This is a genomic window from Candidatus Palauibacter irciniicola (assembly GCF_965208695.1).
GTDB classification, from domain to species: domain Bacteria; phylum Gemmatimonadota; class Gemmatimonadetes; order Palauibacterales; family Palauibacteraceae; genus Palauibacter; species Palauibacter irciniicola.
Genome location: NZ_OZ242352.1, coordinates 3,192,238 through 3,213,249 on the forward strand (window position 1 = coordinate 3,192,238; position 21,012 = coordinate 3,213,249).

16 protein-coding genes and 2 pseudogenes are annotated in these 21,012 nt (G+C 70.1%); 7 read left to right on the forward strand and 11 right to left on the reverse strand.

Annotation, left to right across the window (positions count from 1 at the left end; genetic code table 11):
* The first annotated feature begins 34 nt into the window (after positions 1 to 34).
* On the forward strand, positions 35 to 1,021 hold the full coding sequence (locus ACOGI9_RS13790) for an FAD binding domain-containing protein (RefSeq protein ID WP_419857687.1): 987 nt from the start codon (positions 35 to 37) through the stop codon (positions 1,019 to 1,021).
* A gap of 29 nt (positions 1,022 to 1,050) precedes the next feature.
* Here ACOGI9_RS13790 and ACOGI9_RS13795 read toward each other — a convergent pair whose 3' ends face one another.
* Positions 1,051 to 2,178 carry a hypothetical protein gene (locus tag ACOGI9_RS13795; protein WP_419857688.1) on the reverse strand — a complete coding sequence of 376 codons (1,128 nt, stop codon included), beginning with the start codon at positions 2,176 to 2,178 and terminating at the stop codon, positions 1,051 to 1,053.
* Positions 2,179 to 2,436: 258 nt separating this feature from the next.
* Here ACOGI9_RS13795 and ACOGI9_RS13800 point away from each other — a divergent pair, with 258 nt between their 5' ends.
* Positions 2,437 to 3,048, forward strand: coding sequence for a superoxide dismutase (locus ACOGI9_RS13800; protein WP_419857689.1), 612 nt, complete (start codon positions 2,437 to 2,439; stop codon positions 3,046 to 3,048).
* Positions 3,049 to 3,081: 33 nt separating this feature from the next.
* Here the strand turns inward: ACOGI9_RS13800 and ACOGI9_RS13805 are convergent, their stop codons facing one another.
* The gene (locus tag ACOGI9_RS13805; protein ID WP_419857690.1) at positions 3,082 to 4,206 is read right to left on the reverse strand and encodes a 6-phosphofructokinase; all 1,125 of its coding nucleotides are present in this window, start codon (positions 4,204 to 4,206) and stop codon (positions 3,082 to 3,084) included.
* 63 nt (positions 4,207 to 4,269) lie between these two features.
* Here ACOGI9_RS13805 and ACOGI9_RS13810 point away from each other — a divergent pair, with 63 nt between their 5' ends.
* Positions 4,270 to 4,932: an HAD family hydrolase gene (locus ACOGI9_RS13810; protein ID WP_419857691.1), complete on the forward strand. Its 663-nt coding sequence runs from the start codon at positions 4,270 to 4,272 to the stop codon at positions 4,930 to 4,932.
* Between the two features lie 52 nt (positions 4,933 to 4,984).
* Here ACOGI9_RS13810 and lon read toward each other — a convergent pair.
* Together lon and ACOGI9_RS13820 are read right to left on the reverse strand one after the other, a co-directional pair.
* A pseudogene (lon, locus tag ACOGI9_RS13815) lies at positions 4,985 to 6,802 on the reverse strand (endopeptidase La); the annotation flags it as partial.
* Between the two features lie 189 nt (positions 6,803 to 6,991).
* A pseudogene (locus ACOGI9_RS13820) lies at positions 6,992 to 7,681 on the reverse strand (LON peptidase substrate-binding domain-containing protein); the annotation flags it as partial.
* Positions 7,682 to 7,902: 221 nt separating this feature from the next.
* Here ACOGI9_RS13820 and ACOGI9_RS13825 point away from each other — a divergent pair.
* Entirely contained in the window at positions 7,903 to 9,150 is a 1,248-nt protein-coding gene (locus ACOGI9_RS13825) for a 4-hydroxy-3-methylbut-2-enyl diphosphate reductase (RefSeq protein WP_419857692.1), read from the forward strand.
* A 44-nt stretch (positions 9,151 to 9,194) separates the two neighbouring features.
* On the opposite strand, the gene ACOGI9_RS13830 is transcribed toward ACOGI9_RS13825, so the two are convergent.
* Both ACOGI9_RS13830 and ACOGI9_RS13835 read right to left on the reverse strand, forming a co-directional pair.
* The gene (locus ACOGI9_RS13830) at positions 9,195 to 9,794 is read right to left on the reverse strand and encodes a thiamine pyrophosphate-dependent enzyme (protein ID WP_419857693.1); all 600 of its coding nucleotides are present in this window, start codon (positions 9,792 to 9,794) and stop codon (positions 9,195 to 9,197) included.
* A complete protein-coding gene (locus ACOGI9_RS13835) occupies positions 9,794 to 10,351 on the reverse strand; it encodes a thiamine pyrophosphate-binding protein (RefSeq protein ID WP_419857694.1) in 558 nt (185 codons plus the stop codon). The genes ACOGI9_RS13830 and ACOGI9_RS13835 overlap by 1 nt, the downstream gene beginning before the upstream one ends.
* Positions 10,352 to 10,568: 217 nt before the next feature.
* On the opposite strand from ACOGI9_RS13835, the gene ACOGI9_RS13840 reads away from it, so the two are divergent.
* Positions 10,569 to 11,732 (forward strand): acyl-CoA dehydrogenase family protein, encoded by a 1,164-nt coding sequence (locus tag ACOGI9_RS13840; protein WP_419857695.1) that lies wholly within the window; start codon positions 10,569 to 10,571, stop codon positions 11,730 to 11,732.
* 17 nt (positions 11,733 to 11,749) lie between these two features.
* On the forward strand, positions 11,750 to 12,592 hold the full coding sequence (locus ACOGI9_RS13845; protein ID WP_419857696.1) for an FAS1-like dehydratase domain-containing protein: 843 nt from the start codon (positions 11,750 to 11,752) through the stop codon (positions 12,590 to 12,592).
* A 36-nt stretch (positions 12,593 to 12,628) separates the two neighbouring features.
* On the opposite strand, the gene ACOGI9_RS13850 is transcribed toward ACOGI9_RS13845, so the two are convergent.
* The 5 genes from ACOGI9_RS13850 to ACOGI9_RS13870 form a co-directional block, all read right to left on the reverse strand.
* Positions 12,629 to 13,021, reverse strand: coding sequence for a hypothetical protein (locus ACOGI9_RS13850; protein ID WP_419857697.1), 393 nt, complete (start codon positions 13,019 to 13,021; stop codon positions 12,629 to 12,631).
* Positions 13,022 to 13,116: 95 nt separating this feature from the next.
* Positions 13,117 to 14,364 (reverse strand): aminotransferase class V-fold PLP-dependent enzyme, encoded by a 1,248-nt coding sequence (locus tag ACOGI9_RS13855; RefSeq protein WP_419857698.1) that lies wholly within the window; start codon positions 14,362 to 14,364, stop codon positions 13,117 to 13,119.
* 275 nt (positions 14,365 to 14,639) lie between these two features.
* Complete coding sequence (locus ACOGI9_RS13860) at positions 14,640 to 16,019, reverse strand: alpha-galactosidase (protein ID WP_419857699.1); 1,380 nt, start codon at positions 16,017 to 16,019, stop codon at positions 14,640 to 14,642.
* Positions 16,016 to 17,821 (reverse strand): sodium:solute symporter family protein, encoded by a 1,806-nt coding sequence (locus ACOGI9_RS13865; protein WP_419857700.1) that lies wholly within the window; start codon positions 17,819 to 17,821, stop codon positions 16,016 to 16,018. The genes ACOGI9_RS13860 and ACOGI9_RS13865 overlap by 4 nt, the downstream gene beginning before the upstream one ends.
* Entirely contained in the window at positions 17,812 to 20,568 is a 2,757-nt protein-coding gene (locus tag ACOGI9_RS13870) for a PIG-L family deacetylase (RefSeq protein ID WP_419857701.1), read from the reverse strand. The genes ACOGI9_RS13865 and ACOGI9_RS13870 overlap by 10 nt, the downstream gene beginning before the upstream one ends.
* A gap of 131 nt (positions 20,569 to 20,699) precedes the next feature.
* Between ACOGI9_RS13870 and ACOGI9_RS13875 the strand changes: the two genes are divergently transcribed.
* Positions 20,700 to 20,987: a NifU N-terminal domain-containing protein gene (locus tag ACOGI9_RS13875; protein ID WP_419857702.1), complete on the forward strand. Its 288-nt coding sequence runs from the start codon at positions 20,700 to 20,702 to the stop codon at positions 20,985 to 20,987.
* Positions 20,988 to 21,012 lie beyond the last annotated feature (25 nt).

Genomic DNA, 21,012 nt, shown 5'->3' on the forward strand with positions numbered 1-21,012 from the left:
GTCGCGCCCGGGACGCGACACTAGTTTGCCGGACATGCTCAGGCTTCATCCGTACGAATACCACATGCCGCGCGCGCTCGACGATGCGCTGTCGCTGCTCGCCGCCCACGGCGACGACGCGATGCCCATCGCCGGCGGGACCGACCTCGTCCCCAACATGAAGCACGGGCTGTTCACGCCCGGCCACCTCGTCGCCCTCAGCCGCGTGCGGGAGATGCGGGGGATCGCCGCCACCGCGGACGAGATCCGCATCGGGGCGGCCGAGACGCTGACTTCGGTCGCGACCCACCCGGACATCCTCGCGCGGATCCCCAGCCTGGCCCGCGCCGCCGAACTCGTGTCGGGTCCGCAGTTGCGGCGGGTCGGCACCATCGGCGGCAACGTCTGTCTCGACACGCGGTGCGCGTACTACAACCAGACCAGGTTCTGGCGGAAGGCGCTCGGCTACTGTCTGAAGAAGGACGGCGACGTCTGCCACGTCGTGAGGGGCGGCACCCGCTGCGTCGCGGCGCACTCGGCGGATACGCCGCCCGTGCTCGCGGTGCTCGACGCGGTCCTCGAGGTCGCGGACGCGGACGGGACGCGCGACGTGCCGATAAGGCGGTTCTTCACTTCGGACGGGATCTGGAACCGATCCATGGGGAGAAGCGAACTCGTCGTCGCGATCCGGGTTCCGCGGCCGCCCGCGGGTACGCGGGTCGCGTTTCAGAAACTCCGGCCCCGCGCGGCGATCGATTTTCCGCTAGCGAACCTGGCGGTGCGCGTCGGACGCGACGACGACGGCCGCGTGTCCGACTTCCGCCTCGTCGTCTCCGCCATGGGTGCATACCCTCGCCACGTGGGCAAGGTCGAGGACGCCGCCATGGGGAACCGCCTCGGTCCCGGCGTGATCGAGGCCGTGGCCGAGCAGGCGTTCCGCCAGTGTCACCCGCTCTCCAACATCACGGTCGACCCGGAATGGCGCCGCGCCATGATCCCCGTCCTCGTCCGCCGCGCCCTCAACGAGATCGCCGCCGCCTGACGACCCGTCTGTCCCCAAACAGGCGAAGCTCAATAGGCGAAGACGTCGGCGAGCGGGACGTAGGCCTCGCCGGCGAACGCGAGCACGTCGTCGATGCCGAACAGGATCTCGTCGAGCGCCGCGAGTTCGGCGTTCGTGAATCCCCGTCCTGCGGCATCGATGAAGACGGGCGCTTCCACGGTGCCTTCCACCAGCGCCTCCACGCGCCCCGCCTGGCGGATCTCGCCCGCCTGCGCCCCGTTCACGACGGAGAGGTCGACGAGCGTCCGGCCGGCCGAGCCATCGATGTCCATGCGGAAGAGGAGATCCGCGTGCGACCCATCCGCCGACAGGTCGCCCCCGACCCGTAGCCGCACCTCCGTCCCCTCCGCCGAGAGCACGCGGTGCGTGGACGTGACGTACGTCATGCCGGCCGCGTCATCGAACTCCAGCAACTCGTCGAGTTCGAAGTCGAAGCGCCCGTTCTGGTCTTCCGCGAACCCCTCGGCGAGCAGGCTTACGGACACCCCGTTCGCATCGGACGCGAACGCGCCGTCCACCAGGTAGTCCGCCACGCGCCGGGTCCCGCCTCCGCTCGTATCGAAAGCCCGCATCCGCAACCGCGCGGACACCGCGTCGCTCTCGTCCATGAGGTCCACGAACCCGAACGGCCGCAGCGGAAGCGCGGGCAGGCCGGACGAAAGGTCCACCACGTACAGCTCGAACCGGACCCCGTTTTCCGGGCCTCCGTCCCCGTACTCGACATACGCGTCGATGGACGCGTCGAAGACGAACTCCTTGCCGAGCACGTTGATCGGGAAGAGCGGCGTCCTGGCGCCCCGTGCGCGGCTCGCCGCGACGTTGGCCACCGCGCGTTCGAGCGAACGCGGCTCGAGGGTGCGGAGAAGATCGACCCGGTCCGACGAGCCGCGGAGCTGTGCGTGGGCCACGCGATTCGCCCGGGGTGCCGACAGCCCGAGCACCTCGGCGATCGTCCGCACCTGCGCCACGATCGCATTGTCCGCGGCGAACCGGAGCGAGTAGATGGAGTTCGCCGCCAACTCCGGATCGAAGGGGGGATCGGGCAGCGGCGGTCCGATGATGCCCCGTTCTTCCGCACAACCCACGGCCGCCAGTACCAGCAGCCCCACTGCCAGGGCACGACATCTTCCCGCCACCGCGATCCCTCCCCTCATGGTTGAAGCGATACGCCCGCCGATCCGGTTCAGCACGTCGACGCGCGGACAGGAGAAAGACGAGACGGGTGGGAAACGGGTCACGGCACGCCGCGGGCGGGACGACGGGGCACGGTCTCCACCGCGCGCGGGACGGCTGGTCACGGTCCCCACCGCGCGCATACCTTGGCGAAGCGTTCAAGAATCCGGCATTCGTCACTACGGCCCCCGGCCGGGGGCTCTTGATTCCGAGGAGGTAGGATGCACGCCTTGCCCGACCTGCCGTACGCCCATGACGCGCTCGAACCGACGATCGACGCGCGCACGATGGAGATCCACCACGGCAAGCATCACCAGGTGTACGTGAACATGCTGAACGGCGCGCTCGAGGGTCACGACGACCTCGCGAGCCTCTCCCTGGAGGCTCTCCTCGGCGGCATCGCCGACGTGCCCGAGTCGATCCGCGGTGCGGTGCGGAACCACGGCGGCGGACACTCGAATCACTCGCTGTTCTGGACTTCGATGTCTCCGAACGGGGGCGGGAGTCCGTCCGGCGACCTCGCGGCGGCCATCGATGGCGCCTGCGGCTCGTTCGACGACTTCAAGGCGGCGTTCCAGCAGGCGGGGCTCACCCGCTTCGGCAGCGGCTGGGCGTGGCTCGTGGCCGGGGACGGCGGCGACCTCTCCGTGTACTCCACCGCGAACCAGGACAGCCCGCTGATGCAGGGCGACACGCCGCTCCTGGGCGTCGATGTGTGGGAGCACGCGTACTACCTGAACTACCAGAACCGCCGGGCGGACTACCTCGCCGCGTTCTGGGACGTGGTGGACTGGGCCGCCGTGGCCGCCCGCTACGCCGCCGCCACCGGCTGACCGCCCCGAATCAGACGCCGCCGGCTTCCGGGGTCAGTCGCCGAGGCTGACCCCGATCGCCTGGGCGGTCATCACGATGTCGCCGTCCACAGGCACCAGCTTGGGGTTGGCGAGCGCCTCGGCGAGCGGGATCGCGCGTACGAGCGGCGGATCGAGCGCGACCATCGTCCCGAAACGTCCGCGGGCCACGCAACGCACCGCGGCCGCCCCGAAGCGCAGCGACATGACGCGGTCGTAGGAGGTCGGCGTGCCGCCGCGCTGCAGGTGGCCCAGCGTCAGCGATCGCGTCTCCTTCCCCGTGCGCCGGGCGATCTCGCGCGCCACCATGTCGCCCAGCCCGCCCAGCCGCTCCTGGTCGTCCCCCCCGCCGTGGACGGTCTTCGTCACCATCTCCCCTCCGGCGGGCTTGGCGCCCTCCGCCACGCAGACGATGCTGAATTCGCGCCCCGCGGCCTCACGCTCGCGGATCTTGTCACACACTCTTTCGATGTCGAAGGGAATCTCGGGGATGAGGATGACGTCGGCCGAGCCCGCCAGCCCGCTGTAGAGCGCGATCCATCCGGCGTCCCGTCCCATGACCTCCACCACCATGACGCGGCGGTGGCTCTCCGCCGTGGAGTGAAGCTTCCCGATCGCGTCGGTGGCCGTCGCCACCGCCGTGAGAAACCCGAACGTGAGGCTGGTGCCGCACAGGTCGTTGTCGATCGTCTTCGGCACGCCGACCACCGGGAGCCCTTGCTTCGACAGCCGGTGTGCGAGGTGGAGACTGCCGTCCCCGCCGATCGCGATCAACGCGTCGATGCCGTGCTGCCGGAGGCTCTCGATGACCTCGCCGGACCGGTCGCGCTCCTCGATCGAGCCGTCCGGCAGGCGCACGGGCCACGCGAACGGATCCGAGCGGTTGGTCGTCCCCAGAATCGTCCCGCCACGGTGCGTGATCCCGCGCACTTCATCGCTCCCCAGCGGAACCACCTGCCCGGGATCGTCCGCCAGCAGCCCCCCGTAGCCGTTCTCGATGCCCACCACGCTCCAGCCGCGACGGCGGGCGCTCAATACGATGGCCCGGATCACCGCGTTCAGCCCCGGCGCGTCCCCTCCGCCGGTGTTGATCGCGATCTTCTTGATCGTTCCCGCTCCGCCTGCCTTCTTCTCGTTCATGGCCCGATTATCGGCGCTTCCGGGGGTTGACGCTACGCTCGCACGTCGGCACCCTCGCTCCCCATGTCACCGCGCCGCCCGCTGGAAACGATCCTGTTCGATCTCGACGGGACCCTCGTGGACTCGACCGATCTCATCGCCGCATCGTGGCGCCATACGATGAAGGCTCACTTCGAGGACCCCCCGCCGGATGAGGTGTGGCTGAGCACCCTGGGCCAGCCGCTGCGGACCCAACTCGGCTATCTCGTGGACTCGGCCGAGGAAGTGCAAGCCATGGTCGACACCTACATCGACCACAACTTCCGGGAACACGAGCGGCTCATCCGCTCGTTTCCGGGCGTCCGCGAGACGGTCGGGCGGTTACGCGAGAAGGGCGTGCGGCTCGGCGTGGTCACGAGCAAGGCGAGCGCCGGCACGGCCCGCAGCCTGGCGGCGTGCGCGCTGGATGAGGCGCTGTTCGACGTGATCGTGACGTCGGATGAACCCGTGCCGCACAAGCCGGATCCCGCTCCCATCCGGCTGGCGCTGGAACGCCTGGAAGCCGCCGCCGAAACCGCCGCCTACGTGGGGGACTCCGTGTGGGACATGCGGGCCGGACACGCGGCCGGCGTAACGACGATCGCGGCGCTCTGGGGTCCGTTCTCGGAGCGGGAACTGGTCGTCGAGCGCCCCCACATCATGCTCGACGCGATCGAGGATCTCCTGCGCTACGTCGCGGCGCCCTAGCAGTCCGAGGCGCCCTGGCCGTCGCGGCCGCCCGCCTGAGGCGTCTCTCGCCTCAGTTCCCGGCCGCTCCGGTCTCCGAGAAGGCGAGCCCCCCCTCCTCGAGCGAGCCGTTGGCCAGCGCGGCGGCGAGTGCCTCGTCGAGCGTCTCCACCAGGTGGAACTCGAGCTGCTCGCACACGTGGTCCGGGAGATCCTCCAGATCGCCCTCGTTGATCGCCGGGAGGATGATCTCGTTGATCCCCGCACGGGCGGCGCCGAGCACCTTCTCCTTCACGCCGCCGATGGGGAGCACCCGGCCGGAAAGCGTGATCTCGCCCGTCATGGCGACGTCGTGCCGCACGGGGTGGTCGCCCAGCGCGCTCACGAGCGCCACGGCCATGGCGATGCCCGCCGACGGCCCCTCCTTGGGGATGGCTCCGGCCGGGACGTGGATGTGAATCTCGTGATCCCGTAGCCGCTCCTCCGTGAGATCGAGCCCGTTCGCGTGGCTGCGCGCGAAAGTGAGGGCGGCCTGCGCGCTCTCCTTCATGACGTCGCCGAGTTGTCCCGTGAGCACGAGCCCCTCCTTGCCCTTCAGGACCCTCGTCTCGACGAGCATGATGTCGCCGCCCACGGGCGTGTAGAACATGCCCGTCGCCACGCCGACCGCGTCCTCCTCCATCTTTTCGGCGGCATGCACCTTCGGCCGGCCCAGTAGTTCGCGCAGGTCGTCCGCGTCCACCGCGGCTTCCGAGGATCCCGTCGCGATCTTCCGCGCGGACTTCCGGCAGACCGAACCGAGTTCGCGTTCAAGCTGCCGCACGCCGGCCTCGCGGGTGTAGCGCGTGATGATCGCCCGAATCGCCCCCTCGTCGACCTCGACCTGCTCCGGGAGCAGGCCGTTCCGTCGCTTCTGCCGGGGCAGAAGGAACCGGCGCGCGATCTCGAGCTTCTCGGCTTCCGTGTAGCCCCGGAACTCGATCGCCTCCATCCGGTCGCGCAGGGGTCCCGGGATCTGCTCGAAGACGTTCGCCGTGGCGATGAAGAGCACCTGCGAGAGATCGAAGGGCACCCCGAGGTAGTGGTCGACGAACGACTCGTTCTGCGCCGGATCGAGCACCTCCATCAGCGCGGCCGAGGGGTCGCCCTGGAAGGACACGCCCAGCTTGTCGATCTCATCGAGGAGGAACACGGGGTTCTTCGTCCCCGCCCGCTTCAGCCCCTCGATGATGCGGCCCGCCATCGCGCCCACGTACGTGCGGCGGTGTCCGCGGATGTCCGCCTCGTCGCGCGCCCCGCCCAGCGACACGCGGACGTACTTCCGGCCCATCGCGTCGGCGATCGAACGGGCGATCGAGGTCTTGCCCACGCCCGGCGGGCCGACGAAGAGCAGCGTCTCCCCCGCGCGGTCGTCGTCATATCCCGGCACGGGGTCGGTCCCGGCCTCGTCGGATTCCTCGGATTCATCGGACCCGTCGGAGGCCGTCGCGTCCGCCTCGCTCGGCGCCTCGCCATTCCCCGCTGCCTCGGTCTCCTCCCCGTCGTCGTCGGCCTCCCCGCCGTCGGCCTCCGCGTCGCCGGCGTCGCCCGCGTCCGCCTCCGCTTCGGCGGCTTCGCGCAACCGCGTCTCTTCCTGCAGCTTGCGAACCGCGAGGAAGTCGAGGACCCGGTCCTTCACGTCCTGAAGCCCGTAATGGTCCCGTTCCAGGATCTCTTCGGCGCGGGGGATGTCCAGTCGTTCCTCGGTCGTCTCCGACCAGGGGAGGTCCGCGACGATCTCCAGGTACGTTCGCACGACCTGGGCCTCCGCGGACTCGCGCGGGATGCGTTCGAGACGCCGAAGCTCGCGGTCGACTTCCTGGCGCGCCTCCTCCGGCAACTCGAGCGCCTCGATGCGCTCGCGGAGGTCGTTCGCCTCCTGGGAGTCGATGTCCTCGCCCAGCTCCTTCTGGATCGCCTTCATCTGCTCGCGCAGGAAGATCTCGCGCTGCCGCTCCCCCAACTCCTCCTGGACCTGCTCGCGGATCTCCTCCTGCGCCTCGAGCAGGCCGATCTGCTTCTGCAGGTCCACGAGAAGCGAGCGCAGCCGCGCCTCGACGGAGAGGGTCTCGAGCAGTTCCTGCTTCTGCTCGACCTCGAGCTCCGTGTAGAAGGCGACGAGATCGGCGAGTTCGCCGGGCGTCGACACGCCGCCCAGCAGGTGATCGACGATTTCCTTCGGGACGCCGCGCAGGCGGCTGACTTCCGCGGCCCTCTCATGGACCTCCTTGTAGAGCGCCGCGAAGGCCCGCTCTTCGGCGTCGAGCGGGTCCATGTCGTCCATCTCTCGCGCGACGACCTCGAGGTAGCCGTCGCGCTCGTTGTATTCGAGGGCGGCGGCACGCGTGTCGCCCTGGATGACCATCTGGATGCCGCCGGGCACCTTCTGCATCTGCGCGATCCGGCACACGGTCCCGATGCGGTACAGGTGCTCCGGGTCCGGCCGCTCGACGTCGGCGTCAAGCTGGGCCACCGCGAACAGCAGCTTCTCGCCGGCGATCGCCCGGTCGATGGCCTTCATCGTCTTGTCGCGACCCGCGGCGATCGGGGCGGCCACGGCGGGGAACACGACCGTACCCCGGAGGGGGAGCACGGGCAGCCGCATGCGCTTGGATTCGGCCCGGCGCCCGGGTTCCGTCTCTTCGGCGGCCTCCGCCCCGGCCTCGGCGACCTCCACCTCGGCCTCGGCGATCTCCACCTCGGCGACCTTTAGTCCGTTTTCTTCGCTCATACTCGCGTAGCTTCTATGTCGTCGCGCGACGTGCGCGCCCAGTCGGATTCGCGTCTTCCGGTGCAGGTTTCGGGCCCGCCGGTTCTGCTCCCCTGTACCCCATGTCCGCCGGTTTGGCGCAAAGACGCTTGTAGAGGTCTGCCGATGCGGGCGGTGTGCGTCAAGACGGCAGCCAGCGGCGCTTGCTTGGCAGCCGTGCGGGATGTTGCCATCTTTAGGGCATGGCGAAACAGACACTGAGTGCGGGCGGTCGCAAGACGTCGACCGCGGACGAACGCTATTACCGGCGCGGGCTGGGTCTGAAGAAGGAGATCCAGCCGGTGATCGATTTCGAGTACGGGAGCGCCATCGTCTCCCTCATCCGGGAGCGGGACTTCGAGCTTCAGGCCGGGCGGATCCGCCTGCGCCTCGCGAAGAGTTCCGGTTTCTGCTACGGCGTGGACCGCGCGGTGGACTACGCGTACGAGTCGCGCCGCAAGTTCCCGGATCGGCGGATCCTGCTCGTGGGCGAGATCATCCACAACCCGCATGTGAACCGCCGGCTCCAGGAGATGGAGATCGAGTTCCTGTATCCTTCCGAGACCGGGGAGTTCGACTTCAGCGGCATCACCGTCGACGACGTCGTGATCATCCCGGCCTTCGGCGTGACGCTGCACGACTTCGAGGCGCTGCGGGCCCTCGACTGCGTCCTCGTCGACACGACATGCGGTTCCGTGCTCAACGTCTGGAAGCGGGTGGACGGCTACGCCCGCGAGGGTTTCACGTCGATCATTCACGGCAAGTACTGGCACGAGGAGACGCGGGCGACGAGTTCGCAGGTGCTGAAACACGATGACGGGAAGTTCCTCATCGTCCGCGACATGGAACAGGCCCTGCTCGTCTGCGCGTATATCCGCGGAGAAGGGGAGCGGGAGTCGTTCATGCGGACGTTCGCGGAGTCGGTGTCCCACGGGTTCGATCCCGACCTCCACCTGGAGAAGATCGGGGTCGCCAACCAGACGACGATGCTGGCTTCCGAGTCGCTGGCCATTGCGGCGAAACTCGGCGAGTCGATCGCGGACCGCTGGGGGTCGGAGGAGATGCCGGACCGGTTCCGCAGCTTCGACACGATCTGCTCGGCGACCCAGAAGCGACAGGACGCCGTCAAGGACATGATGCAGGATCCGCCGGACCTCATGGTCGTGATCGGAGGCTACAACTCCTCGAACACGAACCAGCTCGCGTACCTCTGCTCGCAGCACACGACGACGTATCACATCGAGGACGCCGCCTGCATCGATACCGTGCGCGGGCGCATCACCCACAAACCGCTGGGAACCGATGAGACGGTGACGGAGGCCGCCTGGCTGCCGGACGGGAACGTCAGCATCGGCATCACGGCGGGCGCCTCCACGCCGAACTCGAAGCTCGGGGAGGCGGTGGAGCGCATCCTGAGGGGCGTGGGCTACGACCCTTCCCGCCTGCTGTAGCGGGGGCAACCCCCCGCGTCACCGCCGAGAACGGATGCCGCCTCTCAGTCGCCGGCGAGCGCGGCCCGGAAACGGGTCCGGAGCAGGACCCCGTCCCGCGGCGGATATGAGCCCGATTCGGCGCTGAGCGCGACTTTCGCGACGCACACCACCGGGCCTTCCTCCTCGAACAGGGTTCCCGCCAGCGCGGCGACGTCCGGCCCCGCCGACCCTTCCCCGGATTCGCCGCCGACCGTGAAGGCGGCCTCGATGCCGGACCCGCGCGCGATCGCGGCGATGTCCGCGTTGCTCCCGGTGAGCCCGGCCTGACGCCCCGTCTCGCCGAACGCCTCGTTGTCGAGCACGAGGATGGCGAGGTTGGACGGGGCCTGGGCGGCGATCGTGGCGAAGCTCCCCACCCCCATCAGCATCTCCGCGTCCCCGGTGACGACGAGCACCCGCCGCGCCGGCCGCGCGAGGGCAACGCCGAGCCCCAGCATCGCCGCCCCGCCCATCGCGCCCCAGAAGTAGAAGTTGAGCGGCGAGTCGCCCGCCGCGTGACAGTCCCACGCCGGGGAACCGAGGCCCGCGACCACGGCCGCATCGCCGCGCCGGTCCAGGATCCCGGCAACGAGCGCGCGCCGGTCCAGCCTCGCGCCCCGCATCAGTCTCCGCCCGCGAACGACTTGGCGCCGATGATGTGCTGGCCGACGAGCACCGCGCCGGGGCGTCCGGTCTCCCGCGCCCGCGCGGCGGCTTCCGCGAACGCCGGCGCCACCCCGGAGGCGGACTCCGGACGGAACACGTCCACTCCGAGGGCCGCGAGGAGATCGTGCACGGCACGCCCCACGGGGATCTGCCACGGGTTCCGCTCCTCGGCTTCGCCGCGCATGGAAACGAGGAGGAGGCAGGGAATCCGGCACACGTTCGGGAGCCCGAGCATGTTCACGATGTTACCGACCCCGCTCGACTGGATGGCGACGGCCGCGAGTTCGCCGCCGAGCCACGTGCCGCAGGCGAGGGCGATCCCCTCCTCCTCCGTCGTGAGCGTGATGAGCCGGATCCCGGGGTCCGCTTCGCACAGTTCGAGGAACCTCCCGAGACCGGCGTCCGGCACCGTGGCGACGTGACGGATGCCGAGGCCCGGAAGCGACCGGAAGACCTGCTCCCCCCAATCGGAACCGTCGGAGTCGCCGTACGGCGAGATGTCCGGGTCGTTCACTCTGCTCCACCTCGATCCGGGTCGGGGATGAGTGTCCCGTGTTCCGTCCCGCCGAGAATATGCGGCCACGTTCCGCCCGGAGCCATCGGGGTTCCGCCCGGAGCCACCGGGATTCCGCCCGGAGCCACCGGCGAACAGGCATCGCGGCGGCCGCCGACAACCCGTACCCTCCGTCCCATCCCCTCGATCAACGAAACCCGGACGGAAACCGGCCCGCGTGTTCACGAGTTCCGAAGACGGCTACGAGGCGATCCGCGAGGGCGTTCGCGGCCTGTGCGAGCGCTTTCCGGGCGAGTACTGGCGCGACCGGGACCGCGAGAGCGCGTACCCGACGGCGTTCATCGAGGCGCTGACCGAGGCGGGATATCTCGCGGCGCTCATCCCCGAGGAATACGGGGGCGCCGGCCTCGACCTCAAGGCGGCGTGCGTCATCCTCGAGATGATCCAGCGCACCGGGTGCAACGGGGCCGCCTGTCACGCCCAGATGTACATCATGGGCACCCTGCTCAGGCACGGGAGCGAGGCGCAGAAGCGGCGCTACCTGCCCCGGATCGCGGCGGGAGAGTTGCGCCTGCAGGCCTTCGGGGTGAGCGAGCCGACCTGCGGCACGGACACGACGCGGATCGCCACGACGGCCGAGCGTGACGGCGACGCGTACGTGATCCACGGGCAGAAGACCTGGATCTCCCGCTCCGAACACTCCGATCTCATGCTCCTGCTCGCGCGCACGACGCCCCGCGAGGAGAGCGCGAAGCCCACGGCCGGGATGTCCGTGTTCCTGGTCGACCTGCGGGACGAGGTCGGGGAGTCCGTCACGATCCGGCCCATCGAGACGATGATCAACCACTCCACCACCGAGGTGTTCTTCGACGGCCTGCGCGTGCCGGCGGCGAACCTCATCGGCGAGGAGGGGAAGGGGTTCCGCTACATCCTCGATGGCCTGAACGCCGAGCGCGTGCTCATCGCGGCGGAGTGCGTGGGGGACGCGCGGTTCTTTGTCGAGCATGCCGCGGAGTATGCGAAGGGCCGCGAGGTGTTCGGGCGCCCGATCGGGCAGAACCAGGGGATCCAGTTCCCCATCGCCGAAGCCCACATGAAGACGGAGGCGGCGGCGCTCATGGTCGAGCGGGCGGCATCGCTGTTCGACGACGGGGCGCCGTGCGGGGCCGAGGCGAACATGGCCAAGTACCTCGCCTCGGACGCCTCGTGGGCCGCGGCCGACATGTGCATGCAGACGTACGGGGGCTTCGCCTTCTCCACCGAGTACGATATCGAACGAAAGTTCCGCGAGACCCGGCTGTATCAGATTGCGCCGATCTCCACGAACCTGATCCTGTCCCACGTGGCGACCCACGTCCTGGGTCTCCCGAAGTCCTTCTGAGGCGGCGAGGGCCGGCGATGGAGGGCGCGATGGAGGGTGCGGCGCGCGGCGTCGGGCGCACCGAGGAGGTCGTGGATCGGGCCTCCGCCGCGCTCGCGCGCGCCATGCTGGCCACGCTGGACCGGGACCCGTCGGCGCTGGGCGAGGGAGATCCGCTTCCGCCGCTGTTCCACTGGATGTACTGCCGGGAACTGGCCCCGGGCAGCCGGCTCGACGTGGATGGCCACCAGAAGCGCGGCGACTTCCTGCCGGCGCTGCCCTTCTCCCGCCGCATGTGGGCCGGCGGACGGCTCGGCTTCGAGGGGAGCTTGCGCGTCGGAGAGCGCATCCGCCGCCGCTCGACCGTCCGCTCGGTCACACCCAAGAAGGGCCGGAGCGGGCCGCTCGTCCTGGTCACGGTCGAGCACCGGATCTCGGGCAACGACGGGGAGGTCGTCGAAGAACAGGACCTGGTCTTCCTCGAGCGGCCCACCGAGCCGCTGGTGCTGCCGGACGTGTCGGGCCCAAGGGATGAGATGGAGTGGTCGGAGTCCATCACGCCGAACGCCGCCATGCTGTTCCGGTTTTCCGCGCTCACCTTCAACGCGCACCGCATCCACTACGACCGGGCTTACGCGCGCGACATCGAGATGTACCCGGATCTCGTCGTGCACGGGCCGCTCACGGCGCTACTCCTCGCGGATCTCGCGGTCCGGCGCTCAGGGCGACCGCTGCGGACGCTGACCTTCCGGGCCCGCCGGCCCATGTTCGTCGACCGGACGATCGCCCTTCAGGGGAGGCGGGAGGGGGACCGCGCGCATCTCCGGGCGCTCGACGACACGGGCGCCCTCGCGATGTCCGCCGCTGCCACCCTGGCCTGACGTCCCGAGCTTCTCACCCCTTCGGGGCGTTGCTTCCTACCCCTGCAGGGCGTGTTGCAGGACGACGATCCCGATCGCCGCGACCAGCACGCCGCCAACCCGCCACAGGCCGGCGCCCATCCGGAGTCCCGTCTCCATCCCCTTCGCCGCGACCCCGGGCAGCAGCGCGTAGCACGCACCCTTCGCCAGCGCCAACCAGCCGTAGACGGTGAGGATCGTCGGCACGCCACCCCACACATTGTGGAAGGCGACGATGAAGGATCCGATCCCCATGGCGAGGAACGCGACCGTCAGGCTGCCGGCCGTACCCTTCGACTGCAGGTGCTCGAGGAATGCCTTCCAGGCATCCGGTCGCAGGAGGTATGACACCCCCAGGACGATGAGGTTGATCGACACGAACACTTCCACTGCCCGCGTGAGGTCTTCCATCGGTTCCTCCCTTTCTCAGCTACGGGCCAAACGCTCGACCGAATCCCGGCCAAGCCTGGCCCGGTCCCGGTCATAGTGTCCTTTACCGTCTCGCTTTACCCTCGAATCTCGGCCAGCGCCGCCACGGCGCGTGCGTTGTCCTCGATCGTGTTGTAGAAGTGGGGGGAGAATCGAACGAGAGGTCCGCGATGGTCGACAACCACGTCGCGCGCGGCCAGGTGACGCACGGCGGCGGCCGCGTCTCCGTCGTGCTCGACGAGAACGAGGGCGGATCGCGCCGCCGGATCGGCGGCCTGGTGGAGCCTGTAGCCCAGATCCGACAGCCTCTCTCGCAAGTCGTTCGCCAGGAGCCGGTTACGGTGTTGAATGGCCGGAATTCCGTACTCGAGAACGACGGACAGCCCTCCCGCGGCCGTGTACGCGACGCCCGCGGCGGGGGTCCCCAGCTCGAAGCGCCTGGCGTCCGCCCGAGGGGTCGCATCGCGGATGTCGAAAAGAAACTGGTTTTCAACACCGAACCATGAGAGCGTGACCGGATCGATGCTAATGGAGGGGTTCACATGGAGATATGCCATCCCCGGACCGCCGCAGAGCCACTTGAGCGCGCCGCCGACGAGGAAGTCCACCCCCAGCGCCCCGGCGTCGATCGCCAGTTGTCCATTTGATTGATAGGAGTCCAGCAAAATGAACGCTCCGGCCTCGTGGGCGATCCGCGTCAGCTCGGCTGCGTTCTGCGTGTTGCCGCTCGTGAAGAAGACGTGGGACGTCGCCAGCAGCGCGGTGCGTTCGTCCACGGCGGCGCGGATCGATTCGAGGGGGACGTGAATCCCGTCCGGACTCGGCACGATCTCCACCTCGAGGCCGTTCGCCCGCTGCGACAGGAAGTGGTGGCCGACGGTCGGGAAGTCGAGTTCGGTGAGGACGACCTTGTCGCGGCCCGTGCCGCGGACGCTGGCCGCGATGGCTCCCCACACGACGGAGACGGCGGCCGAAACGCTCGACATGAGCGCGATCGTATCGGCCTCGGCCTCGATGGTGTGCCCGAACTGGGTCCGGACCTCCTCGAGCTTGGCGACCCAGATCTCATACCAGGCGGCCGCGCCCATCTCGTGCCACAGGTCCTCGAAGCGCCGGCGCTCCTCGACCGAGCGGAGGGAGAGCGCGCCGAGGGAGTTGGAGTTCAGGTAGGTCTTTCGGGAGAGGATCGGAAACTGGCCCCGCAACTCGTCGATGCGATCGTCGAGCGGCAGCGCCGACTCCGCTACGGCCGCCGCGGCGGTCGGGCTGGCCGATCCCGCCGCGGTCGGGCTGGCCGATCCCGGCGGAATATCGTGTTTCGCCATGGATGATCCGTCGCATTCGGCCCCGCAGAAGGGGCCGCTTCTCGATTTCGAGGCAGGTCAGGCGCTCGAACGGCGCGACCGCAAGCACGCCGGTCCCGGCGGCGAACCGGATTGCCCCCGGTGCGAAGCCCGCATGGTGCGCTGCGTCGAGCAGCACCGGGCGCCCCGCTCCGACGACTCGCCGTTTCGGGTCCGACTCGCCTGCCCGGCGACCGACTGCGGCGCGTGGACATCCTACAATTGGTAGAAGACGTCGACCCCCGACAACCCGCCCGCTACCACTCCATCTCGGGCAGCACATCCGCCTGGAGGCGGAACATCTCGTTGATGGTGTGGACCGCGGCGCGGTAGGAGTCCGTCGTGGGATCGAGCAAGAGCGCCTGGAGCAGCGTCCCGCGGGAACCCTCCGCGAAGGCGTCGACCAGCAGCCGGTTGATCGTCGTCTGGGTCCGAAGCAGTGCGAGGATCCCCTCGGGTAGCGGCTCCATGGCGGCGGGGTGCAGCCCGTTCGCGTCGGCGCGGGCCGGGACTTCCACCACAGCGCCCTCCGGCAGGCCCGGTACGTATCCCTCGTTCGGCACGTTCACCGCGTCGAGATGGGTGTCGACCCCGCACAGCACGCCTTCGAGCAGCGGGACCGCCAGTTCGCCCGACGGAGCGAGATTCTCGTCCTCCCCGCCGGGGTCGTCGACGTCGTCGCGCACGCGGGGGAGCGGGGACTCGGGAAACGCGGGCACGTCGGTCGGATTCTCGCCGAGGTTGTAGAGCCAGGTCGGGGTCTCTCCGGTCTCCCAAGGGGCGCCGTGCACGGGGTCGTAGAAGAACTGGAGGAGGCTGCTGCCGAGGAATTCACGCGCCCAGCCCAGGTACTCGCCGATGTGGTTCGCCCCGGGGCTGGGATAGCGGCCGAAGACCCGGAACAGGATCCGGCTCAGCGCGATCTCGTCCCAGTCGTGGAGCCAGTGCGCCTCCCGCTCGCGGCGCCGGAGTCTCGGGTAGAGGTCCTCGCCCGTCTCCAGGTCGCGCACGGACTCGAACCAGCTGAAGTGGTTGAGCCCGCTGGCCCGGGCGTCGAGGCGCTCGACCGGCAACTCCAGGAGGCGCGCCATCTGTTCCATCCCGTGGAAGACGCCGTGGCAGAGGCCGACGACGCGCACGGACGAGAGCCGGCTCTGGGCCTCGCACAGCTTCGTGAGCGGGTTCGTGTAGTTGATGAGCCAGGCTTCGGGGCAGTGGACCTCCATCGCCCGCGCCAGGTCGACCGCCGGACCCATGTTGCGCAGGGCGTGGAACAAGCCGCCCGGTCCGCCGTTTTCCCCGTAGATCTGGGAGGACCCGAACGCGCGGGGGACGTGGAAGTCCTGGGCCCAGTAGAAGTAGCGGTTGATTTCGATGGCGAGGACCACCGCGCGCGCGCCGGGGAGCGCGGCTTCGAGATCCGTCGTCGCGGACACGGCGACGCGCCGGCCCAGCCGCTCCGCCACCGCCTCCGCGTATGCCCGCGTCCGGGGCAGTTCCGACGGGTCGATGTCGACGAGGACCAGGCTCAATTCCCGATCGCACAGGGGATCGCTGAGGAGGATGTCGCGGATGGAGGCGGGGCCGAACTCGCGGCTGCCGGCTCCGACGAGGACGATCCTGAGGGGGTCGCTCATGGTGAAGTCCGCGAGCGCGATGCGGCGGAGGTGTCCGCGTGCGCGATGCGCACCGTGGCGGCCCCCGCCGCGAGAGACACGACGATCAGGAGCGCGCCCACGCCGGCCCGGCCCGTGAGCACGTATCCGATGCCGAGCAGGCTCGCGTAGACGAAGAGCGCGCCGAGCAGGAAGCCCGGCCACATGCGGCTCGCGGGCGGGTCCGTGGAGCGGACGCCGGTGCGTTCGGCCACCCGGTGCCACCAGCCGCCGGGATGCACGCGCCGGTAGAAGCGGTCCAGCACTTCGTCCGGCTCGGGCCGGGTGACGAGCACGACGGCGAGCCAGAGCGCGGTGCAGGCGACGAGGATGACGACCGCCCGGATGAGGTCCATCTCCGGCGCGTAGAAGCCGTCCGCGGCCTGGATCGCCGCGGCGGGCAGCACGGGTTCGAGAACGCCGACCAGGACGCGCCCGTTGGCCAGGAGCACCGAGCCGGCCATGGCGGCGATCTCGGCCCACGCGTTCACCCGCCACCAGTACCAGCGCAGGAGCCAGACGAGCGCGACCCCCGCCGTGAGTTCGATGATGTAGATCCACCCCCGCTGGATCGAGTCCATCTGCCAGGCCACGCCCGCGGCGACCACCGCGAGCAGCACGACCATGATCCGCGACGCGGCGACGTAGTGCCGCTCGGAGCGGTCCTTCCTCAGAAAGCGGCGGTAGACGTCGTTCACCATGTACGACGCCCCCCAGCACAGGTGCGTGTCCATCGTGCTCATGAACGCGGCCAGGAAGGTGGCGACCATCAACCCCCGGAGCCCGGCCGGCATGAGTTCCCGGATCATCATCGGATAGGCGAGTTCGGGATCGGCGGCGAGCGCCGGGTCCATGGCCGTCGGCGGGAAGACGAGCAGCGACCCGAGGCCCACCACGATCCAGGGCCAGGTGAGGAGCACGGTGCCCGCGAAGGCGAACCACAGCGAGGCCTTCACGGCCTGCCGCTCGTCCCGCGTCGCGAACAGGCGCTGGGCCACGTAGCCGTCGCCCTGCCCGCTCCTCAGCCACAGGACGCCGATGAGGCACAGGAAAGAGACGATCTCGAGCGTGGAGGCGGTCCCGGCGGACGGCACGAGATCGAGGGCGCCGGGCGGGCCCTCCGGAACGGCTCGCACGGCGTCCGCCATCGCCGCCGGCCCGCCGAAGCGCGTGAGCACGATCCCCGCCAGGGTGATCGCCCCGAGCATGCCGGCGACGAACTGGAGGAGGTCCGTCACGACGACGCCCCAGAGCCCCGACGCGACCGTGTAGGCGAGCGCGAGGCCGACGCACACGGTCAGCGTCACGGCGGGATCCCAGCCGAGGAGCACCCGGCTGAACTTCACCATCGCCAGCATGACCCAGCCCATGACGACGGCGTTCTTGAGCAGGCCCTGGTAGACGGCGGAGAAGCCCCGCAGCGCCCGGGCCGGGGCGCCGCCGTAGCGGATCTCGATGACCTCGGCGTCCGTGAGGACGCCCGCGCGCCGCCACAGACGCGCGTAGAAGAAGGTCAGCATGAGGATCCCCGCCGCCTCGTACCACCAGAGCCAGTTGCCGTACACCCCCTGCCGGCGCACGAGGGCGGCCGTCGCGAGCGGGGCGTCCGTCGCGAACCACGTGGCCGCGATGGACGTGCCCGCGAGCCACCAGGGGAGCGAGCGGCCGGCGATGAAATAGTCCTCGACGCTGCCGCCCGCCCGCCGGGCGAACCCGAACCCGATCGCGAGGACGATCGCGCCGTAGACGCAGACGACGACCCAGTCGAGCGTGGTCAGCGCCATGAAATGACGTTGGAGAGGATGCGGTAGGCGCCCGGCACTCCGTACGGCAGTTGCCGGTGGAGGGCGAGCGCGAGGTAGGTGTAGCGCCCCTCGCCCACCGGAGCCGTGAGCCAGACGCCCTCCTGCGGCGCCTGGCCCGTATCGTGCGTCTCCACGAGCGGGGTGTACGCCGGATCCCACTCGGTGAAGAACTTGGAGCCGCGCTGCTCGATCCACCCGTCGAAATCGGCTACGGCGATCCGGTTGGGCGCGGTCATGAAGGGGTGGTCGGGCTGGAGCAGGCGGACCGGCGCATCCTCCTCCGACACTTCCTCCGCTCCCCGTGGAAGGGAAGCCGGATACGGCGCCATCTCCGAAGGCACGTACTCCTGCGTCTGGTAGAGGACGACGAGGTGCCCGCCCCGGCGGGCGTACTCCAGGAGACGCCGGTTGTGTTCGACGAGGTCTTCGCGCACGGCGTACGCGCGGGTGCCCACGACGATCGCGTGGAACCCGGTCTCGGCACCGGAATCCGCGCCGCCGGCCGCATCCAGTTCCGCGAGCGCGGCCTCGTCCAGGAGTTCGACCGTGGCGCCGAGCGCCTCGATCCCGGCCGGCACTTCATCGCCGACCCCCATCACGTAGCCGACCCGCACGCCGTCCAGGTCGGCGACGGGAACCGACCGAACCGGCATGCGGGCGGGGCGCCAGAGCCGCGCGAGCGGCAGGTCCCGGTGCTCGATGGTCCGGTATCCCCGGCGGTGGTCCACTCCCCGCGCGCGGGCCACGGCCGCGACCTCCGCCTCGCCTCGCCATCCGGTCGGAGGCGCGATGAGGAACGCCGCGTCCACGATCTCGCCCGGACTGCTGAAGTCGTGCTCCACCATGCCGGGAGTGCCGGGGATCGTCGTCCACCCCTCCGGCAGTTCGAGGCGAACAGTGGCGGAGAGAGGCGCCGCGTTCGCCACGACCCGCGCGCGCACCTCGATCGGCGCCACGGCCGGTTCCCCGGGCATGCCGTCGTCGCCGCCAGGGCCGTCCACCGGTACGATGCCCACGCTCGGCGCCAGGGAGACGGCGAGGACCGGCAGCGTCTCCACCCTCCTGGTCACGGAGCCGTAGGGCAGGCGCGCGACGGGGGCCGTGACCGGAACCGAGTGTGCGATGGCGTGCCCCCCGATGGCGAGTTCGACGCCCGCCGCCAGCGCCGGCCGCCGCCACGGGAGATGCAGGTCCGCCGAGTCCGAGACCTGGTAGTGGTTCTCCGACACGTCCCCGCGTCCGAAGTACGGTGCGGCCGGCGCGGCCGGGCCCCGGACCTCGATCGCCTCCGTCGAGCCGTCCGACCGACGCGCGATCCGGCTCGGCGGCGCCAGGATCTCGCCGCCGCGGCTGGCGATCCAGGCCGTGACCCCGTCGCTCTCCGCGGACTCCGGCGGCTCGACCCGGAGGTGGACCGCGGCCGTTTGACCCGGCGCAAGGACGGCCTCGCCGCCGATTCCCGGCCCCCCCGCAAGCTCCGCGGACACGGTGGTCCCGCTCGCCGCCAGCACGGCTTCCTCGAACTGTTGTTCCTTCAGCGAGAGGTGAAACCGCGTCTCCGGAGCGTCCGGCAGCGCGGCCATGGCCGCCCGGACCCATCCCAGCCCGCGGGCCAGGTCGGCGACGGCGCGCTCCGGGTCGCGGAAGTCGAACGCCTCCGCCACGGCGCCCACGAGGCGGTCCAGTTCGGCCAGCAGCGAGTCCGCCTCGGGAGAGGCCGCCTCGTCCAGGAGCGCGGGGAGCCCCCTCAGCGTCGTGTCGAGTCCCGCAAAAAACGAATCCGCAACTCTCGTCGTCGCGCGCGCCCCGGCCCCCGTCCCGCCGCCGGTACCGTCGAGGCGCTCGTAGAAATAGCGGCCGCCGCCCGTCCGCACGCGCCCCGCCGTCTGGGAACGCTGCAGGCCGAGCCCCCGGCTGGCCCAGTCCTGGTACGTATCGCCGAGCCACGGGCTCATCCCGGCCGCGGTCACTTCCACATCGTACGGCTCATCGACCCGAACCCCCCCGCGGAAGGTGCGGAGGACCCGCCAGGGCCGGAGTCCCTCTTCGGAGATCTGGCGCGGAAAGCGCGTCGGGTCCGCCGCCGCGGCCACGGCTTCCGGCGTCAGCAGTCCCGCCGCGTGGTGGTGGCCGTGCCCGTCGCGCGCCGACCCGTGAAAGCGGCTCACGACGACGAGCGGCCGGTTGAGGCGGATGACGCGGACCATGTCCTCGAGCACCGCCTCCCGGTCCCAACTGCGGAAGGCTTCGTCCACCGACTTCGAGTAGCCGTAGTCGACCGCCGTCGTGAAGTAGAGGTCGTCCAGGCCGTAGTAGCGGCCGGAGAGGACGAGTTCACGGGTGCGGATCAGGCCGAGGGCGTCGAAGAGTTCCGGGCCGATCGCGTTCGCCCCGGCCTCGCCGCGGTTGAGGCTGAGGAGGGCCGTCCGGGCGCCCCACCCCCGGCTGGCGAGCGTGAGCATGCCGGCGTGTTCGTCATCGGGGTGCGCGGTGACGTGGAGCAGGCTCGCGGTCGTGGCGAGTTTGCGGATGCGGTGCCAGGCCCCCATGGCCCCGCGGTCCACGTCCAGCCGTTCCTCGCCCACCGGGGCCGGGAAGGCGAGGACGCGATCCGGCGCCCGGCCGGCGGGGTCCGACTGCGCCGCCGCCGCCGCAGCCGCCGCGAGGGTCGCCAGGGCCGCCACGGAAAAGACGGCGCCGAGTCCGGGTTGCCTGCGATCGATCATGGAACATCCAGGTCGGAGGGTCCGCGTTCGCATCGTGCCCGCGGGCGGAAGTCCGGGCAAGGAGACCTTGCGAGCGAGCCCAGCCCGCCGATACTCAATCGGATCGTTCCACGGCTGCCAACTCCGGACCGATGACAGACTCCGACATCCAGATCACGGTTGAGGGAACCCCGAACCCGCACGCGGCGAAGTTCGTGATGGACCGCGATATCCCCGGCGAAGGGAGCCGCAGCTATTTCGATCCCGAGTCCGCGGCCGAGGATCCGCTCGCCGCGCGCCTGTTCGAGGTGGACGGCGTCCGCGCCCTGCTCATCGTCGAGAACTTCATCACCGTGACGAAGACCGCCACGCTCGACTGGCCGGACCTGCTGGACGAGATCGAGGAAACCATCCTGAAGGCGCTCGGCACACTCACGTAACTGTCGTCCATTCCCCTCATTTTGG